The organism is Oerskovia sp. Root22, assembly GCF_001429135.1.
GTDB lineage: Bacteria > Actinomycetota > Actinomycetes > Actinomycetales > Cellulomonadaceae > Oerskovia > Oerskovia enterophila.
Genome location: NZ_LMIL01000010.1, coordinates 94,634 through 108,037 on the forward strand (window position 1 = coordinate 94,634; position 13,404 = coordinate 108,037).

The following is a 13,404-nucleotide window of genomic DNA, read 5'->3' on the forward strand; positions in this document are numbered from 1 at the left end:
CGGGAGGGGCGCCGGTCGTGGTCGGGCCTGGCGGGGGCCGCGAGGCACGAGCGGCCCGGGAAGACCGGCGCCCCTCCCGTGGACGTCGCCGTCAGGCGACGAGGGCAATCACAGCATGCAGGAGACGCAACCCTCCACCTCGGTGCCCTCGAGCGCGAGCTGGCGCAGGCGGATGTAGTACAGGGTCTTGATGCCCTTGCGCCATGCGTAGATCTGCGCGCGGTTGACGTCGCGCGTGGTCGCGGTGTCCTTGAAGAACAGCGTGAGGCTCAGGCCCTGGTCCACGTGCTGCGTCGCCGCGGCGTACGTGTCGATGATCTTCTCGTAGCCGATCTCGTACGCGTCCTGGTAGTACTCCAGGTTGTCGTTCGTCAGGTACGGCGCCGGGTAGTAGACGCGCCCGATCTTGCCTTCCTTGCGGATCTCGATCTTGGCGGCGACCGGGTGGATCGACGACGTCGAGTTGTTGATGTAGCTGATCGAACCGGTCGGCGGGACCGCCTGGAGGTTCTGGTTGTAGATGCCGTGCTCCTTGACGGACGCGGCCAGCGCCTTCCAGTCCTCCTGCGTGGGGATGTGCACGCCGGCGGTCTCGAAGAGCTCCTTGACGCGCGGCGTCGCGGGCTCCCACACCTGGTCCGTGTACTTCGCGAAGTACTCGCCCGAGGCGTAGGTCGAGTCCTCGAACCCGCCGAACGCGCGGCCCCGCTCGATCGCGAGGCGGTTGCTCGCCGCGATCGCGTGGTAGGCCACCGTGTAGAAGTAGATGTTCGTGAAGTCGATGCCCTCTTCGGAGCCATAGAACACGCGCTCGCGAGCGAGGTACCCGTGCAGGTTCATCTGGCCGAGGCCGATCGCGTGGCCCGACTCGTTGGCGCGCTTGATCGACGGGACGGACTCGATGCTCGTCTGGTCGGACACGGCCGTCAGAGCACGGATCGCGGTGTCGATGGTCTTGGCGAAGTCCGGCGAGTCCATCGTCTTGGCGATGTTGAGCGAGCCGAGGTTGCACGAGATGTCGCGGCCGACGTGGTCGTACGACAGGTCCTCGTTGAACGTCGAGGGCGTCGAGACCTGGAGGATCTCCGAGCACAGGTTCGAGTGCGTGATGCGGCCCTTGATGGGGTTCGCCTTGTTGACCGTGTCCTCGAACATGACGTACGGGTAGCCGGACTCGAACTGCAGCTCGGCGAGGGTCTGGAAGAACTCGCGCGCCTTGATCTTCGTCTTGCGGATGCGTGCGTCGTCGACCATCTCGTCGTACTTCTCGGTGACCGAGATGTCGGCGAAGGGCTTTCCGTAGACGCGCTCGACGTCGTACGGCGAGAACAGGTACATGTCCTCGTTCTTCTTCGCCAGGTCGAACGTGATGTCGGGGATGACCACGCCGAGCGACAGCGTCTTGATGCGGATCTTCTCGTCGGCGTTCTCACGCTTGGTGTCGAGGAAACGCATGATGTCGGGGTGGTGCGCGTGCAGGTAGACCGCGCCGGCGCCCTGGCGGGCACCGAGCTGGTTCGCGTAGGAGAAGGAGTCCTCGAGGAGCTTCATCACGGGGATGACGCCCGAGGACTGGTTCTCGATGTGCTTGATCGGGGCGCCGTGCTCACGGATGTTGCTCAGGAGCAGGGCCACGCCGCCGCCGCGCTTGGAGAGCTGCAGCGCGGAGTTGATGCCGCGTGCGATGGACTCCATGTTGTCCTCGATGCGCAGCAGGAAGCAGGACACGGGCTCGCCGCGCTGCGCCTTGCCGATGTTGAGGAACGTGGGGGTCGCGGGCTGGAAGCGACCGGCGACGATCTCCTCGACGATGTCGAGCGCCGTCTGCTCGTTGCCGTCCGCCAGGCCGAGGGCGACCATCGACACACGGTCCTCGAAGCGCTCGAGGTACCGCTTGCCGTCGAACGTCTTGAGCGTGTACGAGGTGTAGTACTTGAACGCGCCGAGGAACGTGTCGAAGCGGAACTTCTTGGAGTAGGCGAACTCGAACAGCGTCTTGACGAAGTCGCGGTCGTACTTGTCGAGGACCGCGGGGTCGTAGTACTTGTTCTCGACCAGGTACTCGAGCTTCTCCTCCAGGCTGTGGAAGAAGACCGTGTTCTGGTTCACGTGCTGCAGGAAGTACTGGCGCGCTGCCTGGCGGTCCTTGTCGAACTGGATCTCGCCGTCGGGGCCGTACAGGTTGAGCATCGCGTTGAGCGCGTGGTAGTCGAGCTCGACGCCCGCCGCCACCGTGCTCACGCTGGAATCCGTGACTGTCGTTGCCAAAATCGTCCCAATCCGTCGCGGACGCGCTCGACGTCCTCGGCTGTTCCCAGAAGTTCGAAGGCGTACAGGTAGGGCACCTGGCACTTCGAGGAGATGATGTCGCCGGCGATGCAGTAGGCCTCGCCGAAGTTGGTGTTGCCCGCGGCGATGACGCCGCGGATCAACGACCGGTTGTGTGAGTCGTTCAAGAACTTGATGACCTGGCGGGGCACCGCCCCGCCCTCGTTGCCGCCGCCGTACGTCGGGATCATCAGGACGTAGGGCTCGTCGACCCGCAGGAACTCGTCCTTGGGTCGCAGCGGGATGCGGTGGACCGTGTAGCCACGGTCCTCGAGGCCCAGTCGCTGGACGAACCGGTGGGTGTTGTCCGACGCGCTGGAGAAATAGACGAGCGATCCCATGTCACACCTCGCAGCGGGGACCGGTGGGACGAGCTGTTCAGGCGACGGGAGCGACCTTCGTCGCGAGAGCGTTGATCTGGTCGGGGCGGAAGCCCGACCAGTGCTCGTCGCCCGCGATGACGACGGGTGCCTGCAGGTAGCCGAGGCCGCGCACGAGCTCGAGTGCCTCGGCGTCCTGGCTGATGTCCACGACGGAGTACTCGATGCCCTTCTTGTCGAGGGCGCGGTACGTCGCGTCGCACTGAACGCAAGCCGGCTTGCTGTAGACCGTGATGCTCATCTGGTCAGTCTCCTCGGGTAGGGGATCGAGCTTCCAGCGGGGGCGCTCAGGCCGACTCCCTGCTGGGGTCCTGACCTCGAAGAACGCTGATGGAACTACGACCGTGTGTTTTGCCGGGGAGGCGATCGCTCCCTGGTGTTGACCACTATACCTAGTGGGCGGGTTCCGCGCTCGGCACTAGATGTCGTGGTCGGACGATCTTCGCCGCCTCCTCCTCGAGACGCGTCGAAGTGTGCTACAAGCACGGATCCATCCTCCCAGGAGGCACTGACACTCCCCCGGATGCACCCCGTCGTCCACCGGTACAGGAGCCCGCGAACGGCTTGTCCGAGCGGCCCCGAGGACTTCTCCACAGCTTGTGGAAGCCCTCCGTCCACATGCTGTGCAGTGCGCACGAAGAGGTCCGGAGCGCCGGTCGGCCCCGCGGTGACGCGGGGAACGACCGACCTCCGAACCAGACAAGCCGGACACGTTTTCCCCCGCGTGTCATGTTCCGTCGGCGTGTCGCGCCGCGACCGTGACAGGTGCGAGATAGATCACCGGCGACGTCGACCGCTGTCAGCCGACCTCCGCCACCCCGGGGAGCAGCGAGGTCGTCGCGAGCCGGCGGTACCAGTGCGCCGAGTCCTTCCACGTGCGCTCGAGCGTGTCGTAGTCGACGCGGATGATCCCGAACCGACGGTCGTAGCCGTAGCCCCACTCGAAGTTGTCGAGCAGCGACCACGCGAAGTACCCGCGCACGTCGGCCCCCGCGTCGATCGCAGCACCCACCGCGTCGATGTGGTCGTGCAGGTAGGCGACACGACGCTCGTCGTGGACCCGCGCGGTCCCGTCGGCGTCGACCGTGACCTCGTCGTCGAACGCCGCACCGTTCTCGGTGACCATGAGGGGCTGGCCCGGGTACGCCCGGTGCACCGAGAGGAGCAGCTCGGTCATCCCGGCAGGCTCGATGTTCCAGCCCATCGCGGTGTACGGGCCCGCCTGCGTCACGAACTCGACGTCCTCGACCCCGATCCACGGGCTGTGGCTCGATGCGCCGTGGCCGTCGTTCTCCGCGCGCTCGCCGTCGCCCGCGAAGTGGCGGACCTTGGTCGTCGAGTAGTAGTTGATGCCGAGCACGGACAGCGGCTGCCGGACGATCTCGAGGTCGCCGTCCTGGACGAACGACCAGTCGGTCACGTGCGCGGTGTCGGCGAGCAGGTCGGCCGGGTAGGCGCCGTCGAGCAGCGGGCCGAGGAACGCCCGGTTGGCGAGCCCGTCGATCTTCCGGACCGCGTCCAGGTCGGCCTCCGACGTGGGGTCGTCGGGCCGGATCACGTGCAGGTTGAGCGTCACGGACGTCATGGTGTCGTTGCCCAGCTCGTCGCGGATCGCGAGGCACGCGAGCCCGTGGGCGAGGTTGAGGTGGTGCACGGCCGCGAGCGCCGCGACGGGCTCGGTGCGTCCCGGGGCGTGCACGCCCGAGCCGTAGCCGAGGTAGGCCGAGCACCACGGCTCGTTGAGCGTGGTCCACACGTCGATCCGGTCGCCGAGCTCGCGGGCCATGCGGCGCGCGTACTCGGCGAACGCGTGCGCGGTCTCGCGGTTCGCCCAGCCGCCGCGGTCCTCGAGCTCCTGCGGGAGGTCCCAGTGGTAGAGCGTGACGACGGGCTTGACGCCCGCCTCGAGCAGCGCGTCGACGAGGCGCGAGTAGAACGCGATGCCCTCGGGGTTGAACTCTCCGGTGCCGCCGGGCTGCACGCGCGACCAGGAGATCGAGAACCGGTAGGCGCCGAGCCCGAGGTCCTTGATGTGCTGCACGTCCTCGGCCCACCGGTGGTAGTGGTCGTCGGCGACGTCGCCCGTGTCGCCGTTCAGGGTGCGGCCAGGGGTGTGGGAGTAGGTGTCCCAGATGGACGGTCCGCGCCCACCCTCGGCGGCGGCGCCCTCGATCTGGTAGGCGGCGGTGGCCGACCCCCAGAGGAAGTCGGTCGGGAAGGCGCGGGGCGCGGGGGCCTGGACGGGGTCGGCATGGGTGGCGACGTTGCTCACGGTGTTCCTTCGGTGGTTCTGGGATGGACGGTCCGTGCAAGCGTGGGAGCGCTCTCACGTATCGATTCGATCAGGGTACCCACGCGCGGGGGCGACGTCGAGGCCCAGGGTGAGCGGCGCCGTCGGGCAGGGCGCTTCCTGCCCGACGGCGCCACTCACCTCTCCCCTCGCCCACAGCGGCGGGAGGAGCGTCAGACGGACAGCTCGACGCTCCCTGCCCCCTCGGCGCGGACGACGTGCTCGCCGAGCTGGACGGCCCACGGCGCGCGGGCGTCGCTGGACGTGACCGTGATCCTCGCGCCCTCGCGGCGCGTGCGGAACGTCGTCGGGTCGCCCGTCTCGGACGGGACCGTGGTCGTCGAGTCGTGTCCGTCGGGCAGCTCGAACAGGCGCAGGGTCACGCCGTCGGCCCACTCGTAGTCCGGGCGGTCCGTGCGTGCACCCACGGGCAGCACCGTGCCCGGGCGGACCAGGAGCGGCAGCGAGTCGAACCCGTGCCTCTCGGCGACCCACCGAGGTCCGGAGACCGTGCTCCCGTCGAGGAGGTTCGTCCACGTCCCCTCCGGGACGTAGACCTCGACGTCGCCCTCGGCCGTGAAGACCGGGGCCACGAGCAGCGAACCGCCCAGCATGTACTGCGTGTCGACACCGAAGCCCCCGCGGTCGTGGGGGAACTCGAGCACCATGGGCCGCATCATCGAGATCCCGTCCCGGTGCGCCTCCTCCGCGACCCCCGCCAGGTACGGCATGAGCGAGAGCTTGAGACGCGTGAACCTCCGGGTGACGTCGACCGCCTCCTCGTCGAACGCCCACGGCACGCGCACCGAGTCCGAGCCGTGCAGACGGCTGTGGGAGGACAGGAGCCCGAAAGCCAACCACCTCTTGAAGACCCCCGCGTCCGGGACCCCCTCGAAGCCGCCGATGTCATGGCTCCAGTACCCGAACCCGGACATCGCGAGCGAGAGCCCCCCACGCAGCGACTCGGCCATCGACGCGTACGTCGAGTCGCAGTCGCCGCCCCAGTGGACGGGGAGCTGCTGGCCCCCCGCGGTGGCCGACCGCGCGAACAGCACCGCGTCCCCCTCGCCCCGCTCGCGCTCGAGGAGCCGGAAGACGGCCTCGTTGTAGAGCTGTGCGTAGTAGTTGTGCATCTTCGCGGGGTCGGACCCGTCGGACCAGACGACGTCGTCGACCGGGACACGCTCGCCGAAGTCGGTCTTGAAGCAGTCGACCCCCTGGTCGAGCAGGCCCTTGAGCTTGCCCAGGTACCACTCGGTCGCGTCGGGGTTCGTGAAGTCGACCAGGCCCATGCCCGCCTGCCACTTGTCCCACTGCCACACTCCACCGTCGGCCGTCCGGAGCAGGTAACCTGCCGCCCGCGCCTCCTCGAACAGCGGCGAGCGCTGGGCGACGTACGGGTTGATCCACACGCAGATCTTGAGGCCCTTGTCCTTGAGCCGGCTCAGCATGCCCTCGGGGTCGGGGAACGTGCGGGGGTCCCACTCGAAGTCGACCCACTGGTACTCGCGCATCCAGAAGCAGTCGAAGTGGAAGACCGACAGCGGCAGGTCCCGCTCGGCCATCCCGTCGATGAACCCGCTCACGGTCTGCTCGTCGTAGCTCGTCGTGAAGGACGTCGTGAGCCACAGCCCGAACGACCAGCCCGGGACGCGCGCGGGGCGCCCCGTCAGCGCGGTGTACCGCGTCAGCACGTCCTTGGGCGTGGGCCCCGCGACCAGGTAGTACTGGAGCGCCTGCCCCTCGACCGAGAACTGGGCACGCGTGTTGATCTCCGAGGCCACCTCGAACGACACGAGCTCCGGGTGGTCGACGAACACGCCGTAGCCTCGGCTGCTGACGTAGAACGGCACGTTCTTGTACGCCTGCTCGCTCGAGGTCCCACCGTCGGCGTTCCAGACGTCGACAGTCTGGCCGTTCTTCGCGAACGGCCCGAACCGCTCCCCCAGCCCGTACAGCTGCTCGCCCGGGGCGAGGCTGAGCTGCTCGTGCACGTAGTGGGCGCCCCCGTGCGCGGCGTCGGCCTGCACCGAGCCGACCGCCTTGTGCAGGCTCGACGTCACGACCCGCCCGTCCTGCTCGACGTCGACGCGCCACCCACCCTTCCGGTGCACGCGCACCGCGAGCGGCCCGGAGCGCAGGACCCCGTGGATCTCGTCGACCGAGACCTCCGGCCGGAAGCCCTCCTCGTGGTGCAGCTCGAAACGCGGTCCCCGGTCGATCCCGCCCCGGTGGTGCTCGATCCGGACGCCGATCACGCCCGGCGCGGGCGACGAGTAGGTGATCGTCAGGAGGGGCCGGTTGAGCGTGTCACCACGACGCCGGATCACAGCGGTCGGGGCGTACACCGTCAGGGTGCCCGCCTCGGGGTCGGCGCGGACGTCGTCTACCTGGGCCGGGTGCAGCGGCGAGAAGCCGTCGCGGACCTGCCAGTAGCCGTCGGTGAACTTCATGGTTGCTCGGTTCCTTCGGGATAGGTGCGGTCACTTCACGGCGCCGGCCGTGACGCCTCGCGTCAGGGTGCGCTGGAAGATGAGGAAGAAGATGACGGCGGGGACGAGCGAGACCAGGGCGCCCGCGTTGGTCGTCGTGGCGTCCATCATCCGGTCGCCCTGGAGCGAGGCCAGCGCGATGGGGATCGTCTGGGTCGCGTTCGTGGTGAGCATGACCAGCGGGATGAAGAACTCGTTCCAGGTCCAGATGAAGAAGAAGATCATCAGGACCGAGAGCGTGGGACGGACGACCGGGAAGACGATCTTCCACAGGATCTGCCAGCGGGAGGCGCCGTCGAGCGCGGCTGCCTCCAGGAGCGCGGGCGGGAACGTCCCCAGCACCGACGAGAGGAGGTACGTGCCGAACGCCGACTGGATGACCGTGAAGATGATGATCACGGACCACTGCGAGTTCGAGAGCCCCACCTGCTGCGCCATGGTGAACAGCGGGTAGACCAGCGCCTCCTGCGGGAGCATGTTCGCGAGCAGGAACAGCATGATGATCCACAGCCTGCCCTTGACCCTGCCCACGCCGATCGCGTAGGCGTTGAGCAGCGAGAGCAACGTGCCCCCGATCGCGACCGCGGCCGAGATCCAGATCGAGTTGAGCAGCTTCTGCGGGAAGTCGACCCGCTCCCAGAACGCGACGACGCCGTCGAGGTACAGGTGCGTGGGCAGGCTCAGCGGCCCGTCCTGCGAGTACTCGGCCGGAGACTTGAACGCGTTGAGCAGCATGATGACGAACGGCGCGAGCATGAGCAGCGCGAACAGGCCTGCCGCTGCGAGCACGAACCAGCGCGTGACACCCCGGTGGTGGCGCTGGTCGGGACGGGTCGACCGGAGGACCTGGGCCTCCTGCGGCTTCTCGACGGACGGGTTCAGCGTGTCGGTGGCCATCAGCGGCCTCCCTCTTCACGGCGCTCGGCGCGGGCCTGCAGGGCGAGGATGACCAGGGCGACCACGACGATCACCAGGGTCAGGACGGTCGACACGGCAGCGCCGTAGCCGACCTTCGACTTGTCGAAGAAGTTGAGGTACGAGTAGTAGCTGGGCACGAGGGTCGAGCTCTCGGGGCCGCCGCGGGTCAGCACGTAGATCGGTCCGAACACCTTGAGCGCCGCGACCGTGCACGTCAGGACGACGACGAAGGTCTCGGGGCGGATCTGCGGCATCGTGATCGCGCCGAAGCGGCGCCACCACCCCGCACCGTCGAGCTCGGCAGCCTCGTACAGCTCCGGGTCGACCCGCTGCAGCGCCGACATGAAGATCACGACCGGGTAGCCGATCTGGACCCAGACCAGAACCGCCATGACCGTGGGCAGGGCGGTGGTCGTGGACCCCAGCCAGTTCGGCGGGCTGTCGATGCCGATCGAGCGCAGGATCACGTTGAGCGCTCCGGTCTGGGAGTTGAGGATCCAGTTCCACAGCACGCCTGCCACGGCGACGGGCAGGATCTGCGGCAGGTAGTACGTCGCCCGCAGGAAGGCCGCGACACCCCCTCCGAACCGCCGTCCGAGGTAGTCGAACAGCACGGCCGCGAGCACGAGGCCGATCAGCGTCGGGACCACGACCATCGCGAGGATCATCGCGACCGAGTTCCGGAACGAGGTCCAGAACTGCTCGTCTGCCATCAGGGCGGAGTAGTTGTCGAGCCCGATGAACTTCATCGGGGCCATGCCGCCCTTCCACTTGAAGAGGCTGTAGTACACGTTCATGCCGAACGGGATCAGGATGACCACCGTGAACGCGACCGCTCCCGGGATCAGGTAGGGCAGATAGCCCACCCAGCGGGGTCTGCTGCGCCGCGAGCGCGCGGCTCCTGCTCGCTCGACCGCGGGGGCCGGCGTCTTGACAGTGCTCATGGACTTTCCTCGTCGCTCGTGATCGTTCCTCGTCGTCGGGTCCCGGACCCGACGGGCGGTCGCCCGCCCGTCGGGGCACCGGCCCGCTGATCAGTCCTCGAGCAGGTCCGCCTTGCCCTCCTCGTACGGGCCGGACAGCCCGTCGAGCACCTCGGCCGGGGTCTTGGACTTGTTGACGAGCGACTGGAGCTGGCTCACGAGCACGTCGTAGTAGCCTGCGACGGGCCAGTCGGGGTAGAACGCGAGGCCGTCGGCGGCCAGGATGTCGTTGAAGTTCTGGGTCAGCGCCTGGGTGCGCTCGTCGGTGATCGCCGAGACGTCACCGGCGACCGGGAGGCCGCCCGCCTCGCCCAGGATGTTCTGCACCTCGGGCCGCAGCGTGATGTCGATGAACTCCTCGGCGAGCGACTTCGAGTCCGCGTTCGTCGGCACGACCCACAGGTTGCCCGACGAGCCCACCTGGAGCGTGTTGCCCGGGAAGTTGAACTGGCCCCAGTCGGCGTCCATCTCCTCGACGATGCGTCCGAACCACCACGAGCCGGAGACCATCATCGGGTAGGTGCCGTTGATGAACGAGACGCCCATGTCCTCGGCCGTCAGAGCTGCCGAGTCGGAGGCGATGTAGCCCTTGTCGATCCAGTCGGCCAGGGTCTCGGTGGCCTGGGTCATCTCGGGGCCCTGGAAGTCGACGTCACCGTCGAAGAGCTGGTAGGAGTCGACGAACTCCTGGTCGGCGTTCGCGAGGACGAGCTCGTACCAGAGCTGGCCGAGCGGGTACTCGGCGCCGGCCTCGGCGAGCGGCGTGATGCCCGCGGCCTGGAAGGTCGCCATCGCGGTCTCGAGCTCGGCGAGCGTCGTGGGGATCTCGAGCCCGTGCTGCGCGAACATGTCCTTGTTGTAGTAGACGCCGACGAACTCGCCGTAGTTCGGCACCCCGTACCAGTCGCCCGATCCCATGAGGCCGTTCTCGTCGTACGTCGCGGTCGTCTGGAGCGAGCCGCTGAGCGTGGTGTCCCAGCCCCGCTCCTTCGCCGCATCGGTCAGCGGCGTGAGCAGCCCCTGCGAGGCGAGCTGACCCGCGGTCGCGTTGCCCTTGTTGTACTCCATGACGTCGGGCACGTCGTCGCCCGTGAGCACGATCTTGGCGTTCTTCTGGATCTGCTCGAACGTCTGCTTCTCGACGACCACCTCGACGTCGGGGTTCTCGTCCTCGAAGATCTCGATCGCCCGTGCCCAGGCCTGACCCATGGCCGACTCGTCGGACTCGTAGTGCCAGATCGTGAGGGTCTTGTCGTCGGAGTCGCCGCCGCTGCCCCCTCCTCCGGCGCACCCGGCCAGGGCGAGTGGGAGCGCTACCAAGGCAGCGACAAGAGGCTTCCGTGCACGCAACATGACTTTCTCCTCATCATTGAGCGTCGGCGTCGGCGCCGATCGTCTGGTCCTGCACCGGCGAGGCCGGCGGTCGTGCCCCTCGGCGACGGCCGAGGGCGTGACCCCGTCCCGCTGGTCGGGCCGGGGGTCGGGGTCGAGCACCCGGGGTCAGGTCCCCCGGACAGGGGCGGGGCCGACGCTCGCGCCGGCCTCGAGGTCGCACGTGACCAGGACGGGCGCGTGCGCCCGACCGGCATCGTCGATCCGTGCAACCAAGGACTGCACCCCGAGGCGCCCGAGCTCAGCGCCCGGCGCATGCATCGTGGTCAAGGGTGGCGTGCTCATCGCTCCCACCCCGGGGGAGCTCACGATCCCCAGCACCGAGACGTCGGTCGGGACCGCGAGACCGCGTGCCTGCAGGCCGGACATGACACCGAACGTCGCGATCTCGTTCATCGTGACGAACGCGGTGAGCAACGGGTCCTGCTCGAGCAGCTCGCCGACCGCCGAGCGCCCGGCCTCGGCCGTCTCGTCGCACAGGAGGTCGCGACCCACGAGCCCACGGCGCTCCATGGCCGCGACGAACCCTTCGCCTGCACGCAGGGTCGGACCGTAGCCCGCCGCGGCACTCTCGGCCGAGTGGTTAATGAAGGCGATGTGACGATGGCCGAGCACAACGAGGTGATCGACCGCCGCCTCGGTGGTCGCGGCGAAATCGATGTCGACGTACGGGCGGCCCTCCAGCTCTCGCGTCCGCCCGATCATCGTGTAGGGCACGCCTGCCTCGTGGAGCACCTCGACCCGTGGGTCGTCGAGACGGACCTCCATGAGGAGGACGCCGTCGGCCATCCCCTGCTGGGTCAGGTCGCGGATCCCTGTCGCCTCGTGCGCCGCGAAAGGCCAGAGCACCAGGTGGTAGCCGGCCTCGCGAGCCGCTGCGGTGGCACCCGTGACGAACTCCGCGACCGTGCCGCCGATCCCCGTCTCGGTCGCAGGGAAGATCAGCGCGAGCACGTGGCTGCGGCGCGAGGCGAGCCCACGGGCCATGGCGTTGCGGCGGTAGCCGAGGTCGCTCATGGCCGCCTCGATCCGAGCGCGCGTCTCGTCGGAGATCTTGCGTGTCCCGTTGAGCGCGTACGACACCGTGCTGAGCGACACGTTCGCTCGGGCGGCAACGTCCTGCATCGTCACCATCTCGCCACCTCCTCGTGGTCGGCTCCCTCAGGGGAGAATCTGTCGAAGCGCTTCGTCGAAGCGCTTCGATGAATACGAGTATTGACTGAACTATTGCGATCCGTCAACCCTGCCCGTGACAGACCGGCGGCCCGGCCCCGAGCGATCGCTCGGGGCCGGGCGTCAACCTGCGTCAGTCGGTCACCAGCGCTCCCCCGCGCCACACCGCGAGGGGCGTCAGGTCGGCGTCGGCCACGACGACGTCGGCACGTCGCCCGGCCTCCAGCGCTCCGATGTCCGAGCGCCCCAGGACGCCCGCGGGCGTGCAGGAGGCAGCCTTGACCGCGTCGACCAACGGGATGCCGAAACTGGTCGTCGCCCGCACCACGTCGAGCAGGTGGAACGTGCCGCCCGCGATCGAGCCCTCGGGCGTGCCGTCGTCGAGCCGCGCGACGCCGTCCGCGACCGTCACGGCCATGGGGCCGAGCTGATAGGTGCCGTCGGGCATGCCCGCGGCGGCCATGGCGTCCGTGACGAGCACGATCGCGTCGGGCCCCACGAGCTCGAACACGCTGCGCACGGTCCCGGCCGCGAGGTGGGTGCCGTCTGCCACGAGCTCGACCACGAGCTCTCCGCGCGCCGCGGCCGCCAGGCACGCCGCGACGGGGCCAGGCGCCCGGTGGTGCAGGGGACGCATGCCGTTGAACAGGTGCGTCGCGGTCAGGCGCGGCGCGGGGCCTACCGGCTCGCCCGCCGCGGCCAGCGCTGCTCGACGCGCCGCGAGGGCCGCGACCCCCTCGACGATCGCCGCGTCCGTCTGCTCGGACGAGGCGTCGGTGTGCCCGATCGACGGGACCGCGCCGACCTCGACGAGCGCCTCGACGACACCCCCGGGACCGGTGTTCCCCGGGACCTCGGGCGCGAACGTCATGGTGCGGAAGTGTCCACGCCCGGCCTCCGCGATGGCCCGGACCAGCTCGACGTCTCCCGCGAGCATGTCGTGCGGGTTCTGGGCGCCGCACCGCACCTCCGACAGGAACGGTCCTTCGAGGTGGATGCCTGCGATCTCACCGGCGTCGCCCAGGTCGGCGAGCGTCGCGACCCGGCGCAGGAGCGTCTCGCGCTCGGCCGTCACGAGCGAGGCGACGAGGCTCGTCGTCCCGTGACGCCGGTGCTCGCGCACCGCGACGAGCGCCTGCTCCGCGTCCTCGGCGTCAGGGAAGCTCGCTCCGCCGCCGCCGTGGTTGTGCAGCTCGACGAGCCCCGGCAGGACGACCTGACCGTCGACGGGAGCGTCGGCCGCGTCGACCTCGGCGCCGTACCCGGCGGCAGCCGCGTCGCGACGGTCACCGACCCACGCGATCGTCGCCCCGTCGAGGACGACGACGCCGTCCTCGACGACCTCCTGCGGGGTGACCACGCGCCCGCGCAGGGCGGAGCGGGCGGCTCCTGCGGACGACGGGACGATGGGCTGCGGGGCGGCGTTCGACGTCATGTCCTCATTCTTG

Annotated in this window: 10 protein-coding genes; all 10 read right to left on the bottom strand. The window is 68.9% G+C overall.

All coding sequences use genetic code 11. The features are described 5' to 3' along the window. Positions 1-108 precede the first annotated feature (108 nt). Entirely contained in the window at positions 109-2,268 is a 2,160-nt protein-coding gene (gene nrdE / locus ASE15_RS14155) for a class 1b ribonucleoside-diphosphate reductase subunit alpha (RefSeq protein WP_369800615.1), read from the bottom strand. After that, positions 2,238-2,669, bottom strand: a complete 432-nt coding sequence (gene nrdI / locus ASE15_RS14160) for a class Ib ribonucleoside-diphosphate reductase assembly flavoprotein NrdI (protein ID WP_056763959.1) — start codon at positions 2,667-2,669, stop codon at positions 2,238-2,240. The genes nrdE and nrdI overlap by 31 nt, the downstream gene beginning before the upstream one ends. A 37-nt stretch (positions 2,670-2,706) precedes the next feature. Beyond that, positions 2,707-2,949 (bottom strand): glutaredoxin-like protein NrdH, encoded by a 243-nt coding sequence (nrdH, locus tag ASE15_RS14165; protein WP_056646227.1) that lies wholly within the window; start codon positions 2,947-2,949, stop codon positions 2,707-2,709. A 558-nt stretch (positions 2,950-3,507) separates the two neighbouring features. Continuing rightward, the gene (locus ASE15_RS14170) at positions 3,508-4,980 is read right to left on the bottom strand and encodes a GH1 family beta-glucosidase (protein WP_056763961.1); all 1,473 of its coding nucleotides are present in this window, start codon (positions 4,978-4,980) and stop codon (positions 3,508-3,510) included. Between the two features lie 191 nt (positions 4,981-5,171). Next, entirely contained in the window at positions 5,172-7,451 is a 2,280-nt protein-coding gene (yicI, locus tag ASE15_RS14175) for an alpha-xylosidase (RefSeq protein WP_056763963.1), read from the bottom strand. Positions 7,452-7,481: 30 nt separating this feature from the next. Next, a complete protein-coding gene (locus ASE15_RS14180; protein ID WP_056646218.1) occupies positions 7,482-8,387 on the bottom strand; it encodes a carbohydrate ABC transporter permease in 906 nt (301 codons plus the stop codon). Further along, positions 8,387-9,352 carry a carbohydrate ABC transporter permease gene (locus ASE15_RS14185; protein WP_082618461.1) on the bottom strand — a complete coding sequence of 322 codons (966 nt, stop codon included), beginning with the start codon at positions 9,350-9,352 and terminating at the stop codon, positions 8,387-8,389. Before ASE15_RS14185 ends, ASE15_RS14180 begins: the two co-directional genes overlap by 1 nt. Positions 9,353-9,442: 90 nt before the next feature. Beyond that, positions 9,443-10,711 (bottom strand): ABC transporter substrate-binding protein, encoded by a 1,269-nt coding sequence (locus ASE15_RS14190; RefSeq protein ID WP_369800616.1) that lies wholly within the window; start codon positions 10,709-10,711, stop codon positions 9,443-9,445. A 180-nt stretch (positions 10,712-10,891) separates the two neighbouring features. After that, the gene (locus ASE15_RS14195) at positions 10,892-11,917 is read right to left on the bottom strand and encodes a LacI family DNA-binding transcriptional regulator (RefSeq protein WP_056763966.1); all 1,026 of its coding nucleotides are present in this window, start codon (positions 11,915-11,917) and stop codon (positions 10,892-10,894) included. Between the two features lie 172 nt (positions 11,918-12,089). Beyond that, a complete protein-coding gene (locus ASE15_RS14200) occupies positions 12,090-13,391 on the bottom strand; it encodes an N-acetylglucosamine-6-phosphate deacetylase (RefSeq protein WP_056646208.1) in 1,302 nt (433 codons plus the stop codon). Positions 13,392-13,404 lie beyond the last annotated feature (13 nt).

What these genes read in the sequence shown, in the direction of transcription:
- nrdI (WP_056763959.1), bottom strand. Translation starts at nt 2,669, where the DNA reads ATGGGATCGCTCGTCTATTTCTCCAGCGCGTCGGACAACACCCACCGG.
- nrdH (WP_056646227.1), bottom strand. Translation starts at nt 2,949, where the DNA reads ATGAGCATCACGGTCTACAGCAAGCCGGCTTGCGTTCAGTGCGACGCG.
- yicI (WP_056763963.1), bottom strand. Translation starts at nt 7,451, where the DNA reads ATGAAGTTCACCGACGGCTACTGGCAGGTCCGCGACGGCTTCTCGCCG.
- ASE15_RS14180 (WP_056646218.1), bottom strand. Translation starts at nt 8,387, where the DNA reads ATGGCCACCGACACGCTGAACCCGTCCGTCGAGAAGCCGCAGGAGGCC.
- ASE15_RS14185 (WP_082618461.1), bottom strand. Translation starts at nt 9,352, where the DNA reads ATGAGCACTGTCAAGACGCCGGCCCCCGCGGTCGAGCGAGCAGGAGCC.
- ASE15_RS14195 (WP_056763966.1), bottom strand. Translation starts at nt 11,917, where the DNA reads ATGGTGACGATGCAGGACGTTGCCGCCCGAGCGAACGTGTCGCTCAGC.
- ASE15_RS14200 (WP_056646208.1), bottom strand. Translation starts at nt 13,391, where the DNA reads ATGACGTCGAACGCCGCCCCGCAGCCCATCGTCCCGTCGTCCGCAGGA.